The sequence below is a fragment of the Halomonas sp. PA16-9 genome, assembly GCF_009728585.1.
In the GTDB taxonomy this organism is placed as follows: Bacteria; Pseudomonadota; Gammaproteobacteria; order Pseudomonadales; family Halomonadaceae; genus Vreelandella; species Vreelandella titanicae.
Genome location: NZ_CP040451.1, coordinates 2888542 through 2907472 on the forward strand (window position 1 = coordinate 2888542; position 18931 = coordinate 2907472).

Annotated in this window: 17 protein-coding genes, 2 tRNA genes and 4 pseudogenes; 8 read left to right on the forward strand and 15 right to left on the reverse strand. The window is 53.4% G+C overall.

The genetic code is table 11. The features are described from left to right. Positions 1-47: 47 nt before the first annotated feature. The 9 genes and pseudogenes from moaC to FDY98_RS13395 all read right to left on the reverse strand — a co-directional run bounded on the left by moaC (position 48) and on the right by FDY98_RS13395 (position 7460). Positions 48-844 (reverse strand): annotated as a pseudogene (gene moaC, locus FDY98_RS13355) (cyclic pyranopterin monophosphate synthase MoaC). 4 nt (positions 845-848) lie between these two features. Then, a complete protein-coding gene (gene mobB / locus FDY98_RS13360) occupies positions 849-1427 on the reverse strand; it encodes a molybdopterin-guanine dinucleotide biosynthesis protein B (protein WP_035537673.1) in 579 nt (192 codons plus the stop codon). A gap of 70 nt (positions 1428-1497) precedes the next feature. Beyond that, positions 1498-2730 (reverse strand): uracil-xanthine permease family protein, encoded by a 1233-nt coding sequence (locus FDY98_RS13365; RefSeq protein ID WP_027957463.1) that lies wholly within the window; start codon positions 2728-2730, stop codon positions 1498-1500. A gap of 90 nt (positions 2731-2820) precedes the next feature. Then, entirely contained in the window at positions 2821-3450 is a 630-nt protein-coding gene (gene upp, locus FDY98_RS13370) for a uracil phosphoribosyltransferase (protein ID WP_009286930.1), read from the reverse strand. A 95-nt stretch (positions 3451-3545) separates the two neighbouring features. Continuing rightward, positions 3546-4229 (reverse strand): uracil-DNA glycosylase, encoded by a 684-nt coding sequence (gene ung, locus FDY98_RS13375; RefSeq protein ID WP_009286931.1) that lies wholly within the window; start codon positions 4227-4229, stop codon positions 3546-3548. Positions 4230-4231: 2 nt separating this feature from the next. Continuing rightward, positions 4232-4711, reverse strand: a complete 480-nt coding sequence (gene gpt, locus FDY98_RS13380) for a xanthine phosphoribosyltransferase (RefSeq protein WP_009286932.1) — start codon at positions 4709-4711, stop codon at positions 4232-4234. A 6-nt stretch (positions 4712-4717) separates the two neighbouring features. After that, a complete protein-coding gene (locus FDY98_RS13385; RefSeq protein ID WP_022523244.1) occupies positions 4718-5263 on the reverse strand; it encodes an adenine phosphoribosyltransferase in 546 nt (181 codons plus the stop codon). Between the two features lie 39 nt (positions 5264-5302). Then, a pseudogene (locus FDY98_RS13390) lies at positions 5303-6602 on the reverse strand (NCS2 family permease). A 228-nt stretch (positions 6603-6830) separates the two neighbouring features. After that, the gene (locus FDY98_RS13395; RefSeq protein ID WP_027957464.1) at positions 6831-7460 is read right to left on the reverse strand and encodes a riboflavin synthase; all 630 of its coding nucleotides are present in this window, start codon (positions 7458-7460) and stop codon (positions 6831-6833) included. A gap of 562 nt (positions 7461-8022) precedes the next feature. Between FDY98_RS13395 and FDY98_RS13400 the strand changes: the two genes are divergently transcribed. The 4 genes from FDY98_RS13400 (at position 8023) to FDY98_RS13415 (ending at position 11189) form a co-directional block, all read left to right on the forward strand. After that, entirely contained in the window at positions 8023-9081 is a 1059-nt protein-coding gene (locus FDY98_RS13400; protein ID WP_027957465.1) for a methionine ABC transporter ATP-binding protein, read from the forward strand. Continuing rightward, complete coding sequence (locus FDY98_RS13405; RefSeq protein WP_022523240.1) at positions 9062-9715, forward strand: methionine ABC transporter permease; 654 nt, start codon at positions 9062-9064, stop codon at positions 9713-9715. Before FDY98_RS13400 ends, FDY98_RS13405 begins: the two co-directional genes overlap by 20 nt. 102 nt (positions 9716-9817) lie before the next feature. Beyond that, positions 9818-10609, forward strand: a complete 792-nt coding sequence (locus tag FDY98_RS13410) for a MetQ/NlpA family ABC transporter substrate-binding protein (RefSeq protein WP_007114419.1) — start codon at positions 9818-9820, stop codon at positions 10607-10609. Between the two features lie 97 nt (positions 10610-10706). Next, entirely contained in the window at positions 10707-11189 is a 483-nt protein-coding gene (locus tag FDY98_RS13415; protein WP_027957467.1) for a GAF domain-containing protein, read from the forward strand. 93 nt (positions 11190-11282) lie between these two features. On the opposite strand, the gene FDY98_RS13420 is transcribed toward FDY98_RS13415, so the two are convergent. Together FDY98_RS13420 and FDY98_RS13425 are read right to left on the reverse strand one after the other, a co-directional pair. Then, positions 11283-11359: transfer RNA gene (locus FDY98_RS13420), tRNA-Val, on the reverse strand. Positions 11360-11381: 22 nt separating this feature from the next. Further along, a tRNA-Val gene (locus FDY98_RS13425) sits at positions 11382-11458 on the reverse strand. 233 nt (positions 11459-11691) lie between these two features. Here FDY98_RS13425 and FDY98_RS13430 point away from each other — a divergent pair. Further along, complete coding sequence (locus tag FDY98_RS13430) at positions 11692-12762, forward strand: endonuclease/exonuclease/phosphatase family protein (RefSeq protein WP_009286938.1); 1071 nt, start codon at positions 11692-11694, stop codon at positions 12760-12762. Positions 12763-12798: 36 nt separating this feature from the next. Here FDY98_RS13430 and FDY98_RS13435 read toward each other — a convergent pair. After that, positions 12799-14173: pseudogene (locus FDY98_RS13435) on the reverse strand (class II fumarate hydratase). A 297-nt stretch (positions 14174-14470) separates the two neighbouring features. Here FDY98_RS13435 and FDY98_RS13440 point away from each other — a divergent pair. Then, the gene (locus tag FDY98_RS13440) at positions 14471-14845 is read left to right on the forward strand and encodes a phasin family protein (RefSeq protein WP_027957469.1); all 375 of its coding nucleotides are present in this window, start codon (positions 14471-14473) and stop codon (positions 14843-14845) included. A 111-nt stretch (positions 14846-14956) separates the two neighbouring features. On the opposite strand, the gene hda is transcribed toward FDY98_RS13440, so the two are convergent. The 3 genes from hda to FDY98_RS28090 form a co-directional block, all read right to left on the reverse strand. Further along, complete coding sequence (gene hda / locus FDY98_RS13445) at positions 14957-15664, reverse strand: DnaA regulatory inactivator Hda (protein WP_027957470.1); 708 nt, start codon at positions 15662-15664, stop codon at positions 14957-14959. Next, a complete protein-coding gene (locus FDY98_RS13450) occupies positions 15661-16791 on the reverse strand; it encodes an AI-2E family transporter (protein ID WP_009286941.1) in 1131 nt (376 codons plus the stop codon). Before FDY98_RS13450 ends, hda begins: the two co-directional genes overlap by 4 nt. Before the next feature lie 163 nt (positions 16792-16954). Then, positions 16955-17077, reverse strand: a complete 123-nt coding sequence (locus tag FDY98_RS28090) for a hypothetical protein (RefSeq protein ID WP_255200381.1) — start codon at positions 17075-17077, stop codon at positions 16955-16957. Here FDY98_RS28090 and purM point away from each other — a divergent pair. Both purM and purN read left to right on the forward strand, forming a co-directional pair. After that, positions 17076-18141 (forward strand): annotated as a pseudogene (purM, locus tag FDY98_RS13455) (phosphoribosylformylglycinamidine cyclo-ligase). The gene FDY98_RS28090 and the pseudogene purM sit on opposite strands and share 2 nt — an antisense overlap. Then, positions 18138-18893 (forward strand): phosphoribosylglycinamide formyltransferase, encoded by a 756-nt coding sequence (purN, locus tag FDY98_RS13460; protein WP_009286943.1) that lies wholly within the window; start codon positions 18138-18140, stop codon positions 18891-18893. The pseudogene purM and the gene purN overlap by 4 nt, the downstream one beginning before the upstream one ends. Positions 18894-18931 lie beyond the last annotated feature (38 nt).

Sequence of the window (18931 nt, forward strand, 5' to 3'; positions counted from 1 at the left end):
CGGGGCTGCTTGAATCGTTACTTTAATATCCAGCTTATTATCCACCCTCACCCCCCTGTTACTGCGGGAAAAACGCCACTTCGTCATCATCGGTCACTAACGCCTCGTCATTGGCCATGACCTGATTAATCGCACACAGCGTACGCTGGTCGGTGAGTTGTTTAAAGCGACTATCCTGCTCGGCCAGCGCGGCTTTTAATCCACTAATGTCGCGGCTAGCCAGTTGATCGAGACTCACGACGGTCTCACTTTCGCCTACCCGCTCGCGCAGTTCGGCTAAAAACTTAACCCGCACGCAGGGTGAAGGGCAGCGCTCGCCCAAGCTGACTTCTCCGGCTACGCCGTCACCGGTAACAATCGGCGCCTGGGTGCTCATACGCTGGTAGTCGCCACGCTGACCACCTTGCTTGCTGTCGAGTTGTATAGCCTCGATACGCATACCTTTATCGACCGCTTTGCACATATCGTAAAGCGTCAAACAGGCTACCGAAACAGCGGTAAGAGCTTCCATTTCGACCCCAGTGCGTCCATTCAAGCGACACAGCGAGGTCACATGAACGCAGGATTCGGCCACATCAATATCGAACTCAACAGAAACCTTGGAGAGCGCCAGTGAGTGACAGAGAGGAATCAGCTCATGAGTACGTTTGGCCGCCTGAATACCAGCGATACGCGCGGTGGCCAGCACATCACCCTTGGGCAGTTCACCATCGCTAAGCAATTTCAGCGTTTCAGGCTGCATTATAATGCGCCCGGAGGCGACTGCTTCGCGGCGGGTTTCCAGCTTATCGCCGACGTCCACCATATTGGCTTCGCCACGGGTGTTAAGGTGGGTCAGATGCATGTTGTCACCATTGCTGTTTTGAAGACATATTTTTTGAAGACATCGTATCGTTTTTAGCGCTTAACCAGGTCACTACCCATTGTGCAACCGCTTCGCTATCGTCTAGATCTAACTGAGCCACCGAAGCCGCCAGGTCGATAGGCGGTGGCGCACTGAGCGCGACTGCCTCAACCCATCGGCCGGTTAAAATAGCCGCATCGCCAATCCCATCGCGGTATAGCACCAGCTTGGGAATCGGCCAAGCCTTGAAGCCTTCGACAATCACCAAATCGGGATCGTGCGGCGCCATCATGGCAATTAGCTGGGCTAAATCAGGCTCTTCCTGGTCAGGGGTTTCCTGCATCAGCGCAAAGCGCTGACGGGAAGCCACCAGTATCGGTGCGGCACCTGCGCTACGCAGCTTATAGCTATCCTTGCCGGGCTGGTCGACATCAAACGAGTGGTGCGCATGCTTGATGACAGCGACGCTCAAGCCATACTCCCCTAATCGTGGCAACAGCTTCTCTAGCAGCGTCGTTTTTCCGGTACCGCTCCAGGCAGCAATCCCCAGTATGGGAAAAGGTGCGGTTAGTTCGTTTTCCATGCTGCCGAAACTCCTGATGATCACTCACGCTACCATTCTAACGATTCACACAGCGTTATAGAGGATGACTCTACTCGCCCTCTTGCTCACGGGGTAATAGCCAGTTCAACGCAATACCCACCAAAGCGGCCAGGCTAACGCCCTGCAGCGTAAACTGGCCTCCACCAAACTGCATGCCGCCAATCCCGAACACCAGTATCAGCGAAACCACGACCAAGTTGCGCGGCGCCGTCAGCGACTGTCCTGCACGTACCAGTGTGTTCATACCGACCACCGCAATGGAGCCAAACAACAGCGTCATTATACCGCCCATTACCGGGCCAGGAATGGTCTGCAGCAACGCGCCAAGCTTGGACACAAACGCCAGCACAATGGCAATAATCGCGGCAACAATCATGTACTTGGGATTAAATGCCCGAGTAAGCGTTACCGCCCCGGTGACTTCCGAGTAAGTAGTATTCGGCGGCCCGCCGACCAGCGCTGCTACGCTGGTCGCCAGCCCATCGCCTAACAGAGTTCGATGCAGGCCAGGCTTTTCCAGGTAGTTTTTGCGGGTCACCGAACCAATGGCCACCATATCACCAATGTGTTCTACCGCTGGGGCAATCGCGACCGGAATCATAAACAGAATGGCAGCCCAGTGAAAACTGGGTGCGGTAAAGCTGGGTATCGATAACCACGCCGCCTCATGCACTGGCGTAAAGTCGACTACCCCCATCAGCAACGCTAAAAAATAGCCGGTGATAATGCCCCCCATAATCGGCACTAGGCGAAGTAGCCCGCGACCAAAAACGGCCAGCACAAGCGTGACTAGCAAGCTGGTCATTGATAAGAAAATCGCCGCGCCATAGCCGATATTGTCGCTGGTTTCACCGGTCGCCATACTTACGGCCACCGGCGCCAGCGCCAGGCCAATCACCATAATCACCGGCCCCACCACCACAGCGGGCAGCAAGCGATGCAGCCAAGCGGTGCCTTTTAAGCGCACAACCTGAGAGATCGCCACATAGACCAGCCCCGCTGCCATTAGCCCGCCCATGGTTGCCGAAACGCCAAAGCTCGCCACAGAGCCTTGAATAGGCGCTATAAAGGCAAACGATGAGGCTAAAAACACCGGCACGCTCTGCTTGGTGACCCCATGAAATACCAAGGTTCCCACCCCAGCCGTGAACAGCGCAACGCTTGGGTCGAGTCCTGTCAAAAGCGGCACTAACACCAAGGCGCCAAACGCCACAAATAGCATTTGTGCGCCGGTTAAAATGACTTTTGGCCACGACTCAGCCTGACTGGCAGCTTCACGCATAAGTGAATTCCTAGTGATTATTGATTTGATAGCAGGTATACAAAAAAATGCCCCTGACGCTGGGCGTAAGGGCAATGTCAATAACGATGCTTAGCGCGTTCCGAAAATCTTATCGCCAGCGTCACCTAGTCCGGGGACGATGTAGCCATTTTCGTCGAGGCGGTCATCGATCGAGGCGGTGTAAATTTCGATATCGGGGTAAGCGTCCTGCACCCGTTTGATACCCTCAGGGGCGGCGACGAGAACGATCACCTTCATATGCTCACAGCCACGCTCACGGAGCATATCCAGTGTTGCGACCATCGAACCACCGGTGGCCAGCATGGGATCTATCACGATCGCCATGCGCTCTTCGATATCGTTGGCAAACTTGGCAAAGTAAGGCACCGGTTGCAGCGTCTCTTCATCACGATACAGACCTACGACGCTCACCCGTGCACTCGGGATTAGATCCGTTACGCCTTCCAGCATGCCGAGCCCGGCACGCAGAATCGGTACGACGGTGACTTTTTTACCTTTTAATCGGCGCGTTGCAATTGGCTCACCGTTCCATCCCTGGATTTCATGATCTTCCAGTTCAAGACCTTTGGTTGCTTCATAGGTCAGCAGCTTGGCGACTTCACCTGCCAGTTCACGAAAGCTCTTAGTGCTCAGGTCAACTTCGCGCATCAGACCCAGCTTATGTTGTACAAGCGGATGGTTAATGGCGTAAACACTCATGGGACTTCCTCACTGCAGGGGATTCAGAATGGCAACCAAGGTTGCATCAGCTAGGCACAAAATTGCGCGTATTCTACCCGCAACCACTTACGAGGTTAAGGGGTTTCAGGCAATTGCCATTCGATAGGTGCTCGCCCTTGCGCCTGAAGAAATTGATTGGCTTGGGAAAAATGCCGGGTACCAAAAAAGCCCCGATGCGCAGAGAGCGGTGATGGGTGCGGGGCTTCCAGTATTAAATGGCGCCTTTGGTCGATTAACGCCTTCTTCTGGCGCGCATGACTGCCCCACAGCAGAAACACACACGGCGGCGCGTGCTGGCTGACGGTTTCAATCGCGCGGTCAGTGAAGGGCTCCCATCCCTTACCGCGATGAGATGCCGCATTGCCCTGCTCCACAGTCAGCGAAGTGTTTAACAACAACACGCCCTGCTTGGCCCATGCTTCCAGATGGCCGTGGCGCACGGGGGTAAAACCAACATCAGTGGCCAACTCCTTGTAGATATTGACCAGCGACGGTGGCACGGGTACGCCGGGCTGCACGGAAAAGCATAAACCGTGAGCCTGATTGGGCCCGTGATAGGGATCCTGGCCTAAAATAACCACCTTCACTTCGTTCAATGGGGTCAGTTCAAAGGCACGAAACCACTGCGTTGAGTGGGGATATATGATCTTCTTCGCAGCTTTTTGCTGCGCCAAAAAATCTTTTAGCGCCAGCATATAGTCAGCCTGAAACTCATTACCCAGCCACTGACTCCAATCGTCGGGAAGTGGATTGGCCATTATTACCTCTTCATTTGATCAACAAGCGGCTCAACGTATGCAACACCCATATCCCAGGGGAACTGAATCCAGCACTGCTGGGCAACTTCGGTCAGGTATTGATCCACCAAGGGACGACCATCCGGCTTGGCATAGATAGTCACAAAGTGAGCTTTAGGCAGCATTTTACGTACTGCCCGCGCTGTTTTGCCAGTATCCACCAAGTCATCGACCAGCAACCAACCTTCACCGTCATGATCGACGCCCTTCATGATATCCAGACCGCCCTGATCCATATGGTCGTAGCTTTTAATACACACGGTATCGATCAGCCGGATATTAAGCTCCCGAGCAATCAGCGCGGCGGGAATTAAACCGCCGCGGGTAATCGCTACGATGCCTTTAAAATCACGCTCGATCATTTGATGGCATAGGGTGCGCACATCACGGTGCAACTGATCCCAGGAGACAGTGAAGTGTTGGTGGTAGCGATCGCTGCTCATGGGGCATTACTCGTCTTCGTTGAAAGAACAAACTGCGAATACACTGAAACCAGCATCGCGAATTTTCTGCGATCCGCCCAGCTCAGGCAGATCAATAATGGTGGCGGTCTCAACCACCTGACCACCGCTGCGCTGAATGAGGTTGGCCGCGGCCAGCATGGTGCCGCCGGTGGCGATGAGGTCATCCATCAGCAGGATACGGTCATCTTTCTGGAACGCATCGGAGTGCAGCTCCACTTCTGAATGTCCGTACTCCAGCTTATAAGTCTCGCTGATGGTCTTGAAAGGCAGCTTGCCCTTCTTACGCACCGGTACAAAGCTGCAACCCAACTCATAAGCGAGCGGCGCACCAATAATAAAGCCACGCGCATCAATGGCCGCGATGGCATCCAGGTTCATTTCCTGATAGCGGTGAACGAAGCTATCGATCAGCTTGCGAAAGGCCGCGCTATTTTGCAGCAACGGGGTGATGTCGCGAAAGTTCACGCCCTGTTCAGGCCAATCGGGAACCGTGCGAATGACGGACTTAATGTAGTCGCCGTAGATGCTCATCGCGTCTCTCATTGAGTAATAAAAAGTGGTAATGATCAATCAAACCAAGAAAAGGTATCTTGTCGCAAACAGCAACGCCAAAATAATCATCCGCCGGATTCAGGTCGGCAAAACGGCCCGACAACGCCTTGATCGCTACATAGCTAATAAAGCCAAGCGCAATACCTTCGGCAATCGAGAACGTCAGCGGCATCGCCAGGGCGGCAATCAGTACCGGCGCGGCGTCGGTGGGGTCTTCCCAGTTCGCGTGAGCCAAACTTCCTGCCATCAATACCGCCACATACAGCAGCGCACCTGCGGTAGCGTAGGCCGGAATAGAACCCGCCAGCGGAGCGAAGAACAGGCTGATCAGGAACAGAACACCAACCACTACCGCCGTTAACCCAGTACGGCCACCCGAAGCGATACCCGCCGTCGATTCAATGTAGCTTGTGGTGGTGGAAGTACCCAAGGCGGCACCCGCCATTGACGCGGTGCTGTCGGCCATCATGGCGCGACCAATGCGCGGTAACTTGCCATCCTTGTCCAACAGCTTGCCGCGGTGAGCAACGCCTACCAGGGTGCCGGAGGTATCAAATAGATCCACAAACAGGAAGGCAAAGATCACGCTAAGCATCGCCACATCCAGCGCGCCCATCAAATCCATCGCCATAAAGGTAGGTGCAATAGAGGGTGGCATCGACATCAGGCCCCCATACTCATTATGGCCGAGCACCATTGCAACAATAGTAATCCCCAAAATCCCGATCATGACGGCACCAGTCACTCGCAAGTAAGAGAGCGCGGTAATCACAAAGAAGCCCAGCAGCGCATAAATAGCCGCGGGTTGGGAAAGATCACCTAAGGAAACAAAGGTCGCGGGGTTGGCAACCACGATACCGGCGTTCTTAAGCGCTATCATTGCCAGGAAAAGGCCAATACCAGCGGCGATCCCCAACCGTAACGTCATAGGAATGGAGTTAATGATCCACTCGCGAATTTTAAAAATACTCAACAAGAAGAACGTTAGACCTGAGAAGAACACCGCCCCCAGCGCAGCTTCCCAGGTATAGCCCATCCCCAGCACCACGCCGTAGGTGAAAAAGGCATTCAAACCCATGCCTGGCGCCTGAGCTATCGGGTAGTTAGCCCACATCCCCATGACGAAACAGCCAATCGCTGCCGCTAGGCAAGTGGCGACGAACACTGCGCCGTAGTCCATCCCCGCTTCAGACAAAATGCTCGGGTTGACAAAGATGATATAGGCCATCGTCAGGAAGGTGGTGATCCCGGCGATAACTTCTGTCTTCACGTTGGTTTTGTGCTCGGAGAGCTTGAAATAGTTATCCAGAAGTTTCATGAATCTTTTTATCCTTAGCGCTAACGCCGCATGAGTATGCGTTCTGGTGCTGAGAAAAGCCGCACATACTACCGAAACGCTCGCTGTGATGCGAGCGCCTCAGCGTAGCGACCAATGTTGGCGGAAATCGCCCGCCGCCTAATGTCTAGCAATCTTTAGGCCATGAACTAACCGATCGGTCAACCCATTAACCAAAAAAGCTGATTATTGCCATTGCCGCGTCACTTACTAAACGCCGCTTTTTTGAGAAAGCACTCGCTCAACGGTTTCAACGATCACCTGGGTTTGCGGGTCAATTTCAATATTGACCTGATCCCCGGGGGCTCGATCTTGAAGCGTGGTACGCGAAAGTGTCTCAGGAATTAAATTGACGCTGAACTCCACATCCCCACTTTCAGTGGAGCGTACATCCCCAATGGTCAAGCTGATACCGTCTACCCCGATGTAGCCCTTTTCAAACACAAATCGGCCCAGCCTTTCCGGCAGCGAGAACCACAACCGACGGTTGTTGGGTGCCTCTTCGATGGCCACCACTTCTGCCATGGATATAATATGGCCCGACATGGAGTGCCCACCAATTTCATCACCAAAACGCGCAGCGCGCTCTATATTGACGCATTGCCCAGGGGTAATTGCACCAAGATTAGTCAATCGCAACGTTTCACGCATCAAATCAAAACTAACGTTGCTGCCCTCAATCGCCGTTACTGTTAAGCAAACGCCGTTATGAGCAACGGACGCTCCGATCTCAAGCCCCTCACGCATCGAGGGCGGCAACTCCACCACATGCACACGAAAATCATCCAGCTCGCGTACTGCCACAACCCTGGCTACCCCTTGCACAATGCCAGTAAACATAAGGCGCTTTCTCCTCATCTAAAAAAAAGCCGTGTAATTCAAATAAGTCGTAAAGAGCAAGTAGCAAAAGCGCTCAATGAATGGCGCAAGCTTCCTATGCTCCCTCACCGCCGTGCATTCTGCCTTGAGGGTTTCTTGATCCCGCCATTCTACGCCATTGACTTTTCTATGGCTGCTTTCAACTCAAGGTAACTTCATCCAGCTGCACATCTTTAAAAACGCACGCACAGAACTAAAAACTTAAATATTTATAAAAATCAGAAAATAATGCTGACTCGGCGACTTACAACATAAAATCAGATGGATAAAATTGACAAGGCAGCGACCTATCTCTAAAATTTTGCCGCAAATGTAATGACGCCGATTTGTACCCAGATTGCGGGCGTCCACCTAGTCTATGGCTTAGTATTTAGCCTACTGATTGAGTGAAGTGCAGCTAAACGGGTGTGTCCAGCGTTGATGGCCACCCATTGGGGTGGCTTTTTTATTTTCTATTCGATACTGGCCCTCCCCCAGCTCGCATCCCGCACTCCGTCTTCGGCCTACCGTTAAGGCAGACGCTATGATTGAACTTAGCAACGTCAGTAAAACCTATTTCAGTAACAACAAGGGCAGCGGCGCAAATGCCGTCCATGCACTCAAAAATGCCACTCTCAGTGTGCCCAAAGGCACTATTCACGGCGTCATCGGCCTCTCCGGCGCAGGTAAATCAACGCTAATTCGCTGCGTTAATCTCTTAGAGCGCCCCACGAGCGGCAGCGTCACGGTCGATGGTCAGGAAATGACCCAGCTGAGTAACGCCGCGCTTAATCATGCGCGTCACCGTATTGGCATGATTTTTCAACACTTTAATCTATTGACCACACGCACGGTGTTCGACAACGTTGCCCTGCCTCTAGAACTAATGGGGCAAAAACGCCACACCGTCCGCGATCGCGTTATTCCACTCCTGGAGATGGTAGGCCTGGCAGATAAGGCCAACCAGTACCCTGCTCAGCTTTCCGGCGGTCAAAAACAGCGTGTGGCGATCGCCCGGGCGCTAGCCAGCAAGCCGCAGGTGTTGCTCTGTGATGAGGCAACCTCTGCGCTAGACCCACAAACCACCAGTTCAATACTGGAACTGCTGCGCGATATTAACCACCAACTGGGCATTACCATCCTGCTGATCACCCACGAGATGGAAGTGGTCAAATCGATTTGCCACCGGGTGAGTTTGATCTCGGACGGCGAACTGGTGGAAGACGCGGAAGTCGGCGACTTCTTTACCGCTCCGCGTACCCAGCTTGGTCGTGAGTTTCTTAACGACTTCCTCCAGCTAACACCGCCCAAAGAGCTGATTGAGAGGCTCCTTGATGCCCCAGGCGAAAACACCCACCCTGTGGTACGCCTAACCTTCTCTGGCGATGCAGTCTCGACGCCGCTGATTTCCCGCCTTGCTCGAGAATGCGGGGTCGATGTCAGCATTTTACAAGCAAAAGTAGAGTCGATTCAGGAGCGCACCCTGGGCCTGATGATTGCGGAACTACTCGGTTCTCCGACGCAAACCCAGCAAGCCATGCACTATCTCGAATCTCATCAACTGCAAGTGGAGGTACTCGGCCATGTCCAGCGCAATGATTGATCTCATTTTACAGGCCACGCTGGATACCCTTTATATGGTGGCCGTTTCAGGACTTATTTCTACCCTCGTCGGCTTGCCCCTTGGGGTAATGCTGTACGTTACACGCCCACGGCAAATATTGGCGAAGCCCGTACTTAATCAAGTACTGAGCATTATTACCAACGTTGGTCGCTCCATCCCGTTTATTATTTTGATGGTAGCGATCATTCCTTTTACGCGCATGTTGGTGGGCACCTCGATTGGCATTAATGCCGCGTCGGTACCGCTCACAATTGCCGCTATTCCGTTTGTCGCTCGGCTTGTCGAGGCTGCACTTAATGAAATCTCGCCAGGGTTAATTGAAGCCGCCCAAGCCATGGGCGCAACGCCTTGGCAAATTATTCGCAAGGTGCTGATTCCGGAAGCTCGCGGCGGGATCATGACGGGTTTAACCATTACCGTTGTCACGCTGGTAAGTTACTCCGCCATGGCCGGCGCAGTGGGCGGCGGTGGTCTCGGCGACTTAGGTATCCGCTACGGCTACAACCGCTTCAACCCAACCATCATGCTGATTACCGTGGTTATTTTGGTCGTCATGGTGCAGGGTTTTCAGAGCTTGGGCGACTACTTGGTACGCAAAAGCGATCGCAAGTAGCCACTCGTTTATTTGTCATCCATTATAACTAAAATGCATTAGACAACAGTTTTTTATTGCCGCATCATTGCACCATCTATCAAAATGCCACTGGAGAGATTCATGCAAAAACTGATTATTGGCAGCCTTACCGCCCTGGCGCTTGCCGTTAACGTCGCCAATGCTGAAACGCGCAGCATCAAAATGGGCACCGTTGCGGGCCCTGAAACAGAAGTGATGGAAGTTGCAGCGCGCATTGCCAAAGAAGAGTACGACCTTGATGTAGAAATCATCGAGTTCACTGACTACGTTACCCCGAACGCAGCCCTTGCAGACGGCAGCCTAGATGCCAATGCCTACCAGCATGAGCCCTATTTGCAGTCGATGGTCGACGATCGTGGCTATGACCTGGCAATCGCTGGTTACACCTTCGTGTACCCGATTGGTGCTTACTCAGAAAAATACGACAGTATCGACGACCTGCCTGACGGCGCACAAATCGCACTGCCCAATGACCCTTCAAATGAAGGTCGCGCGCTGATCCTGATGCACAACGAAGGCCTGATCACCCTTAACGATCCAGAATTTCTCGAATCAACACCGATCGATATCGCTGAAAACCCCCGCGACTTCCGTTTCCGCGAAATAGAAGCCGCCCAACTCCCCCGCGTGCTGCCCGATGTCGACATGGCGTTCATCAACAACACCTTCGCTCAGCCTGCTGGCCTAAGCCTGGATGACGCCTTGATCAAAGAGGGCCCCGAGTCTCCTTACGTCAACCTGATCGCGGTTCGCGGCGGTGACGAAGAGCGTGAAGAGATTCGTCAACTGGTCGACGCCTATCAGCGTGATGAAGTGATCGAGAAAGCCGAAGAACTATTCAAAGGCGCAGCAGTTCCTGGCTGGATCGAGTAATACCGCAAGCCATCAATAGATGACATCAGGCCGACACGCATAGGTAACCCCAAATGCAAAAGTGTCGGCCTGTTGCGTTTGTAGCAAAGGATCCCTCATGCAAAACAGTGTTGACTACCCTCTTCTCAATCGACAGCTTGAAGCGCTGCTCGATACACGTGATTGGCTCACCAACAGCGCGCAAACCTGTGCGTTTATTCACCAACAGCTTAGCGACTTAAACTGGGTAGGCTTTTACCTTCAACGCCAGCCTGATGTGTTAGGTCTAGGCCCTTTTCAGGGGCAGCCCGCCTGCCACCCGATTCCCTTTAGCAAAGGCGTATGCGGCGCGGCTGCTCGCCAACAAACTACCCAGCGAGTGGACGACGTACACGCGGTTGCCGACCATATTGCCTGCGACGCCAACTCTCGCTCTGAACTGGTGATTCCCATCGTAGTCGATGGCAACCTATGGGGCGTACTGGATTTGGATAGCCCGCTGGAGGCGCGCTTCACACAACAAGACCAAGCAGGCATTGAGGCCCTGGTAGCAACGTTTATGCGCCAAACTGACCTACCCGACCTAATTCAAAAGAGCTAGTTAAAAGCTATAGTCTACAAAATAAAAAACGCCATATAACACCCACACAAAAACGCCCCAAGCATCACTGCCTGGGGCGTTTCTGATAAAAGCTGGTAGGACCAGGCGGATTTGAACCGCCGACCTCCACGATGTCAACGTGGCGCTCTAACCAACTGAGCTATGGTCCTGAAAAGAGGTGTGGCATAAGGCTGGTAGAACCAGGCGGATTTGAACCGCCGACCTCCACGATGTCAACGTGGCGCTCTAACCAACTGAGCTATGGTTCTATTGCGCTATCTGTTCTATTGCACTTTCTGAGATGGGCTATTGGATAGCCGCGCGCCTTGCAACGGATGCATATCTTACGCTCTTATCACTGAATTGCAAGTTCTTTTCCATTGCGCGCCCTCTCCCGCCAGCCTTAAACCCATTACGAATAGAGGCTCAATTCGACACCTGTGACCTTCTAGCGCTAGGCTTAGCGCTTCAAGGTGCTGGGTGTTCTATAGGGAGATAAACCATGCTGGGTATTTTGCTAGGAAGCATAGCGATCGTACTGTTATTGGCGACGCTGATTGCAAGAATACATTTACACTGGTGGTGGATCCGCAGTTTTGAATTTCCACGCCTGCAGATCGCTTGCCTAGCTTTAATCACTTGGCTATTAGCCGCTATCTTCGTTGAGCCTGGCCCTTGGCTATGGGTAGCCCTGCTCGCCTCAGGCATCACTTTACTGTTTCAAGTCTACTATATTCTGCCCTGGACACCGCTGTGGCCGGTGCAGGTCAAGGCGGCGAAGAGTAACGATTCAGATAAAACGATCACGCTACTGATCGCTAACGTACTGACCCCTAACCGGCAGGCCCAAGCGCTGATCGATATGATTAAACAGCATCAGCCCGACATAGTACTGACCCTGGAGTCAGACCAGTGGTGGCAAGATCAGTTAGATCCGGCTCTCGCAGAGCAGTGGCCGCACAGCGTTAAAATCCCGCTCGACAACCTTTACGGCATGCACCTTTACTCGCACCTGGAGCTCTCTAACACCTCGGTGGAGTGGCTAATTCAGGACGACATCCCGTCTATTCACACCCGAGTGACGCTTGCTAACGGCGATAGCATTCGCTTTTACGCGTTACATCCCCGTCCACCGGCCCCCAGTGAGAGTGAAAAATCCCTTTGGCGGGATGCTGAACTGCTATTGGTCGGCAAGAAAATTCATGAAGATCCCCAAGCAACGTTGGTCGCCGGGGATCTGAACGATGTAGCGTGGTCGCGCACTACGCGACTTTTCTGCCGCGTTGGCGGCATGCTCGACCCACGCCGGGGACGTGGTTTATTCAGCACCTTCCACGCCAAATATCCCGTGTTGCGCTGGCCCCTTGACCACATTTTTGTGACCGAACACTTCACCTTAGTCGGCATGCAGCGCCTGAGTTACTTCGGCTCCGACCACTTCCCGATACTGGCCACCTTTTGCTACCGCCCTTCGCGTCAAGACGAGCATGAAACGCCCGAAGCCGATGCTGAGGAGCGCAGTGAGGCCAGCGAAACGATTCAGGAAGGTAAAACCGAAAAGCAGGAAACCTGAACGCGGTTGGCCTAAAGATAGCTGACCTTAAACGTGTTACTCAGGAATGCCTCCGTGCGTTAACGCGACCGGATCCAGCAGCCGCTCTAGCGTCTCCCGGTCAAGGTCAGTTTTCTCCTCCGCCACATCAATAATTGGCCTCCCCGCCTGGTAAGCCTCTTTGGCGACAGCGGCGGCGGCGTTATAGCCAATCACGCCATTTAGCGCCGTTACCAAAATGGGATTTCTGGCCAGCGGGCCTTCCAGGTTATCTTCACGAACCTTAAAGGTGGCAATCGCACGATCAGCCAGCAATCGAGCGGTATTACTCATCAAGCTTATAGACGTTAATAAGTTGGAAGCCACCAACGGCAACATCACGTTCAGTTGAAAGTTACCACTCTGCCCGGCCACGGTAATCGCGGTATCCAGGCCAATAACCTGTGCAGCGGCCTGGGCGGCTGACTCAGGAATAACAGGATTAACCTTCCCAGGCATAATTGAGCTAGGGCTGTAACGCCTCGAGCTCAATCTCGCCCAGCCCCGCCAGCGGCCCCGAATTCATCCAGCGCAGGTCGTTGGCTATTTTCATAATCACGCAGGCTAAGCCTTTCAACTGCCCCGAGAGCTCTACCGCCGCATCCTGAGACGAGAGGCTGGCAAAGAAGCTGTCATTAGGGGTAAACATCAACCCGGTCTGTTCGCTCAGCTCTTGGGCGACCTGCTCAGCAAAACCGATAGGAGCGTTAATGCCGGTCCCCACGGCCGTGCCACCTTGAGCTAATCGGCACAGCCGTTTCATGGCACTATCAAAGCGCTCAATGGCCTGACCTAGTTGGCTAGACCAAGCACCCAGCTCTTGATCCATACGCAGCGGCATGGCGTCCATGAGGTGAGTACGACCGGTTTTTACCACATGGCTCAGCTCACTGGCCCGCTTGTCGATAGTGTCACGCAGGTGGACAAGGGCTGGGCGCAACGATTCGTGCACCGCGATGGCAGCCGACAGGTGAATGGCCGTGGGAATCACATCATTGCTGGACTGCCCCATATTGACGTGATCGTTCGGGGTTACCTCAACGCCTTCACGGCTTGCTAATGTAGCCAACACCTCGTTGACATTCATATTGGTGGAGGTACCTGAGCCAGTTTGAAACACATCGATAGGAAAGTGCTGGTCATGCTTGCCCGTTAACACTTCCCGCGCCGCTTTTTGAATCGCTTCCCCCCGCGCACTATCAAGCCCTCCTAGCGATTGATTAGCCCGGGCTGCCGCTAGCTTGATACGCGTGACTGCGTGAATAAAGGCCGGGGGCATGGGCGAATGAGAGACAGGGAAGTTATTGATTGCTCGCTGGGTTTGTGCCCCATAAAGAGCCTCAGAAGGCACTTCCAACTCGCCCATGCTATCGCGTTCCATCCGTGTTGCCATTGCTCTTTCTCCCATCAGTAAGATTAATGGTGATGCTTATCTGAGCGCATAGCCAACCTATCGTTCACTCGCTAAAGCCACATCCACTGCCTTCAAGCTAGCTGGTTAGACCATAGGGGTAAACAGGCTCTTGCCCCGTGCACTTTAAAATGCCAAAAACCAAATGTTGCACTGCACAAAAAACAGTTGCTATGCTGCACTGCAAGATAGCTTATAAATAAAGCTACCCAATTAAATAAGCAGCGCCAACCTCTGGATAGCTGCTTTTGGTAAGACTAACCCCAGGAGGGTATGACGATGCGTACATTAAATACTAACGAAATGACTCAGCAGTTTGACAACATGTTCATGGCGCCAGTACGCGCTTACATGGCGCTGAGCATCGATTACAGCGAAAAAATGATTAACGCTCAGATGGACGCCAGCAAAGCTTATGCCGACACCGGCATTGCGCAAATGCGCCAAATGATGGAAGTAAAAGACGCAGAGGGCCTGCGTAGCTACATGGAAGGCCAGCAAAAGGTAGCTAAAGAGTTGGCTGAGCGTGTTAAAGGCGATGCCGATAAAGTCGTATCTCTGCAGCAGGACTTTATCCAGAAAAGCCAGAAAATTACCGAAGACAACGTTAAGCAGGCGCAAACCGCTGCTAGCAAGTTGAACAAAACCGCTTAATCGCTTATTGAAACAGTAAGCTAGCAAGCATGTTTTATAAAACGCCCCTGTCGGCTCTTCGCTGACAGGGGCGTTTTAGTCGTTGCCTTTAGCATTTCTGTACCAGCCGTTTCACCAACCGAGGGCGGATTTCACAAAGGGAATAGTAAGCTTGCGCTTGGCTGAGAGCGATGCTTTATCCAGAGTCTCCACCGCGCGACACAGCTCACCTAACTCGCGGGGGCCACGATGCAAGATATAGCGCCCAACATCATCGGGGAGCTGCATCCCTCTCACACTGGCGCGCAGCTTTAGCGCTGCCAAACGCTCTTCGTCATCCTCCAAAGGGTGAACATGAAACGTTACCCCCCAGGTCAGGCGCGAAGCCAAGTCCGGTAGCACCACGTTTAATTGACGCGGTGAAGCACTGGCGGCAATCACTAATTTCTTGCCAGCATCTCTTAGCCGGTTAAAAGCATGGAACAGCGCTTCCTCCCAGCGCTTGCGACCAATCACACACTCCAGGTCATCAATGGCGACCAGATCCAGGCGCTCGATGTCTTCCAGCATTAATGGCGGAAAGTGGCCCAAGTCATCCAGGGGGAGATACAGTGCTCGTTTATCTGCATCGGACGCCGCATGACACGCCGCCTGTAAAAGATGGCTACGCCCTACCCCTGGCGCGCCCCACAGATAGAGGAACTGCTCCCCCTCCGGGTTAAGCTGCTGGGTAAGGTGTTCTACCAGCGGCGTATTTGCACGCGCCACATAATAATTATCAAAGGTCGCGTCATCACGCAGACCAATTCCCAAGGGAAGCTGTGCCGGTGCTCGGCTCATGGTGACTCCCGTCCATCATGATGGCCCAGCTCATCGTTATGTGAAGAGCTGACCTCAATGATTGGCGTATGTTTATCAGTATTTTGTTCGTCGTATAACTCGCTATGCTGATAGCGAACTTTTACTTCTTTTAGCAGCACTAGAATCACCGCGGCAACAGGCAGAGCCAACAACACCCCTGTTAGGCCAAACAGATTCCCCCCCGCCAGCACGGCGAATATAACCGCGACCGGATGCAGGCCAATCTTATCGCCCAACAATTTAGGCTGGAGAATCACACTCTCGGCCATTTGGCCAATACTAAACACCAGGATAACGCCTAACACCGCCCACCAGGTGGCGTACTGGAACAGCGCCACAACAAGGGCAATCACCAAGCCGACAATAAAACCCAGGAACGGGACAATGCTCACCAGTCCGGACACAAAGCCGATCAATAGGCCAAAGTTGAGCCCCATCAACGTTAAGCCCACCGCATAAATAATCCCTAAACAGAGCATTACCAGCAGCTGGCCGCGTAGAAACGATGACAACACTTCATCACAGCGACGCGCCAACCGGAAGGTATCATCCGCCCACTGGCGTGGCACGAGATTGGCAATATTGGTCAGCAGGCGGTTCCAGTCCAAAAGCAAATAGAAGGTCACCACAGGAATAAGTGCCACATAGGTGATCCAAGAGGCAAACGCCATACCGGAGCGGCCAATTTGGCCTAGCGCCTGGGCTAGGTAGCCACCAGCATCGCGCCAGTTTTCGACCAGCGTCTCGCGCGCGTTGGTTAACTCCGCGGTCAAGTCATAACCTGTCCACTCTTGTACCTGAGGAGCAAGCGTATTTTCTACCCAATTGAAGATACCCGGAATAGCTTCGCCCAGCTGTTTAAGCTGCTGAACAAGCAGCGGGATCAATATCAACAGGCTCGCCACGAGGACGACCAACAGTACTAAAAACACACTGCTCACCGCGAACGGCCGATTCATGCCCCAGCGCTGGAAACGGTTAGCCAGCGGGTCAGCTAAGTAAGCGAGAATCATCCCAGCAATAAAAGGCATCAGCGCCGCGTCTAACAAATAAATTAAACCGCCTATTACCACCAAAAATAGGACGCCCCACCAAGAATTCCGCATAGTTCCCTCTCAAACGTGGATTTAATCCGCTAAATATCACTTATCGTTACTATGGCACTGATCACGACACACTTTACTTATCACTACTAACTTTCACTCGCCACTACTAACTTTCATCCGCCACTACTATGCCGCAAATGAACGAAAGTCGCGCGTCTGCTTTTCATCCTGCGCGACGGCGGTGCGGCCAGCGTCGCTGAGTGTTACAATCCGCCAAAGTTAAGCCCAGCACTGGCCAATTCGCCAGCACTACCAGCACCGCTATTTGCTTCACAGGATCTGTCATGACCGAGACCTCTTCTTCTTCGGCTACTCCTTCCCTCAGCTATAAGGATGCAGGCGTCGATATCGATGCCGGTAACGCCCTTGTTGACCGCATTAAACACGTTGCCAAACGCACGACTCGCCCCGAAGTCATGGGCGGGCTTGGCGGCTTTGGCGCGCTATGCGAGATCCCCGCGGGCTATCGGCAGCCCGTGCTCGTCTCAGGTACCGATGGCGTCGGCACCAAGCTGCGCCTGGCAATGGATCTTGGCAAGCACGACACCATTGGTATTGATTTGGTCGCCATGTGTGTCAACGACCTTATCGTGGCTGGCGCCGAACCGCTGCTATTTCTTGACTACTATGCCACGGGTAAGCTCGATGTGGATATTGCTGCTGACGTTGTCACCGGCATTGGCGCTGGTTGCGAATTGGCTGGCTGCGCCCTGGTAGGCGGCGAAACCGCCGAAATGCCGGGTATGTACGAAGGCAGCGACTACGATTTAGCGGGCTTTTGCGTGGGCGTGGTTGAAAAAGCAGATATTTTAGATGGCAGCAAAGTGGCCGAAGGCGACGTCATATTGGGGCTTGCCTCATCCGGGCCACACTCCAACGGCTACTCATTGATTCGTAAAATCCTTGAGGTCAGCGACGCTTCGCTAGAGACCGACATCGCCGGTAAAACCCTTGGCGATGCGCTGATGGCCCCACCCGCATCTATGTCAAATCACTGCTCTCCTTGATGCGCGGTAGCGAGATTGCCGTGCATGCGTTATCACACATCACCGGTGGCGGTTTGCTTGAAAACATTCCTCGCGTACTGCCGGACAACCTCGCTGCGCATATTGATATTGCCAGTTGGCAGCGACCAGCCGTGTTTGATTGGCTACAGGCCAATGGAAACGTGAATGAAACTGAAATGCACCGCGTGCTCAATTGCGGTATTGGGATGGTCGTTGTGGTGCCGCAGCATCAAGCAAAACAGGCAATGGCTCACCTGGAAGCCGAAGGCGAATCCGTTTATCGTCTAGGGCAGATCGTTGAACGCCAAGGGACGCCGTTATTTTGGAGAACCTCTCGGCATGACCAATACGGACTACCAGAGCGATACCATTAAAGACGTAACACCAGAGCCTCTCGGTGCACGCCGCATTGTCGTGCTTATCTCTGGCAGCGGTAGCAATCTTCAGGCGCTGATTGATGCTCAGTCCCACGACCGCTTAGGCGGCGGTGAGATTGTCGCAGTGATTTCCAATATTGCTGACGCCTATGGTTTGAAACGCGCACACGAAGCGGGCATTGAAGCGGTTGCCCTCCCCCACAGGGAGTATGATAGTCGCGAAGCCTACGACGGCGCCTTGATCAAAGTCATTGAGCGTCACGAGCCGGATCTGATTGTACTGGCGGGCTTTATGCGCATTTTGACGCCTCGCTTTGTGCAGCGCTTCCTGGGCCGTATGCTGAATATCCATCCTTCATTGCTGCCAGACTACCAAGGGCTCAACACTCACGCCCGCGCCCTGGCAGACGGTGTTGCCAGCCACGGCTGTAGCGTTCACTTCGTCACCGAAGAGCTAGACGGTGGCCCAGTGGTACTGCAAGCGGAGCTGCTGGTCAACGCGGACGACACGGCTGAAACACTGCAAGAGAAGGTTCGCTCCCGGGAACACCTAATCTACCCGATTGCAGTGCAGTGGTTTTTGGAAGGCAGGCTGCAGTTCAGTGCCGAAGGCGCCAAAATGGACGGTCATCTGCTACCGGAACACGGTATGCGGCTTTCCCACGCTGATGCTGCAGAAGAGCTTGATGAGGAGCTCGACGAAGAGTCGCAGGATTAGCATGAAAACGTCATCATAAGCATTGAAAAGCGCCTTAC

What these genes read in the sequence shown, in the direction of transcription:
- mobB (WP_035537673.1), bottom strand. Translation starts at nt 1,427, where the DNA reads ATGGAAAACGAACTAACCGCACCTTTTCCCATACTGGGGATTGCTGCC.
- FDY98_RS13365 (WP_027957463.1), bottom strand. Translation starts at nt 2,730, where the DNA reads ATGCGTGAAGCTGCCAGTCAGGCTGAGTCGTGGCCAAAAGTCATTTTA.
- upp (WP_009286930.1), bottom strand. Translation starts at nt 3,450, where the DNA reads ATGAGTGTTTACGCCATTAACCATCCGCTTGTACAACATAAGCTGGGT.
- ung (WP_009286931.1), bottom strand. Translation starts at nt 4,229, where the DNA reads ATGGCCAATCCACTTCCCGACGATTGGAGTCAGTGGCTGGGTAATGAG.
- gpt (WP_009286932.1), bottom strand. Translation starts at nt 4,711, where the DNA reads ATGAGCAGCGATCGCTACCACCAACACTTCACTGTCTCCTGGGATCAG.
- FDY98_RS13385 (WP_022523244.1), bottom strand. Translation starts at nt 5,263, where the DNA reads ATGAGCATCTACGGCGACTACATTAAGTCCGTCATTCGCACGGTTCCC.
- FDY98_RS13395 (WP_027957464.1), bottom strand. Translation starts at nt 7,460, where the DNA reads ATGTTTACTGGCATTGTGCAAGGGGTAGCCAGGGTTGTGGCAGTACGC.
- FDY98_RS13400 (WP_027957465.1), top strand. Translation starts at nt 8,023, where the DNA reads ATGATTGAACTTAGCAACGTCAGTAAAACCTATTTCAGTAACAACAAG.
- FDY98_RS13405 (WP_022523240.1), top strand. Translation starts at nt 9,062, where the DNA reads ATGTCCAGCGCAATGATTGATCTCATTTTACAGGCCACGCTGGATACC.
- FDY98_RS13410 (WP_007114419.1), top strand. Translation starts at nt 9,818, where the DNA reads ATGCAAAAACTGATTATTGGCAGCCTTACCGCCCTGGCGCTTGCCGTT.
- FDY98_RS13415 (WP_027957467.1), top strand. Translation starts at nt 10,707, where the DNA reads ATGCAAAACAGTGTTGACTACCCTCTTCTCAATCGACAGCTTGAAGCG.
- FDY98_RS13430 (WP_009286938.1), top strand. Translation starts at nt 11,692, where the DNA reads ATGCTGGGTATTTTGCTAGGAAGCATAGCGATCGTACTGTTATTGGCG.
- FDY98_RS13440 (WP_027957469.1), top strand. Translation starts at nt 14,471, where the DNA reads ATGCGTACATTAAATACTAACGAAATGACTCAGCAGTTTGACAACATG.
- hda (WP_027957470.1), bottom strand. Translation starts at nt 15,664, where the DNA reads ATGAGCCGAGCACCGGCACAGCTTCCCTTGGGAATTGGTCTGCGTGAT.
- FDY98_RS13450 (WP_009286941.1), bottom strand. Translation starts at nt 16,791, where the DNA reads ATGCGGAATTCTTGGTGGGGCGTCCTATTTTTGGTGGTAATAGGCGGT.
- FDY98_RS28090 (WP_255200381.1), bottom strand. Translation starts at nt 17,077, where the DNA reads ATGACAGATCCTGTGAAGCAAATAGCGGTGCTGGTAGTGCTGGCGAAT.
- purN (WP_009286943.1), top strand. Translation starts at nt 18,138, where the DNA reads ATGACCAATACGGACTACCAGAGCGATACCATTAAAGACGTAACACCA.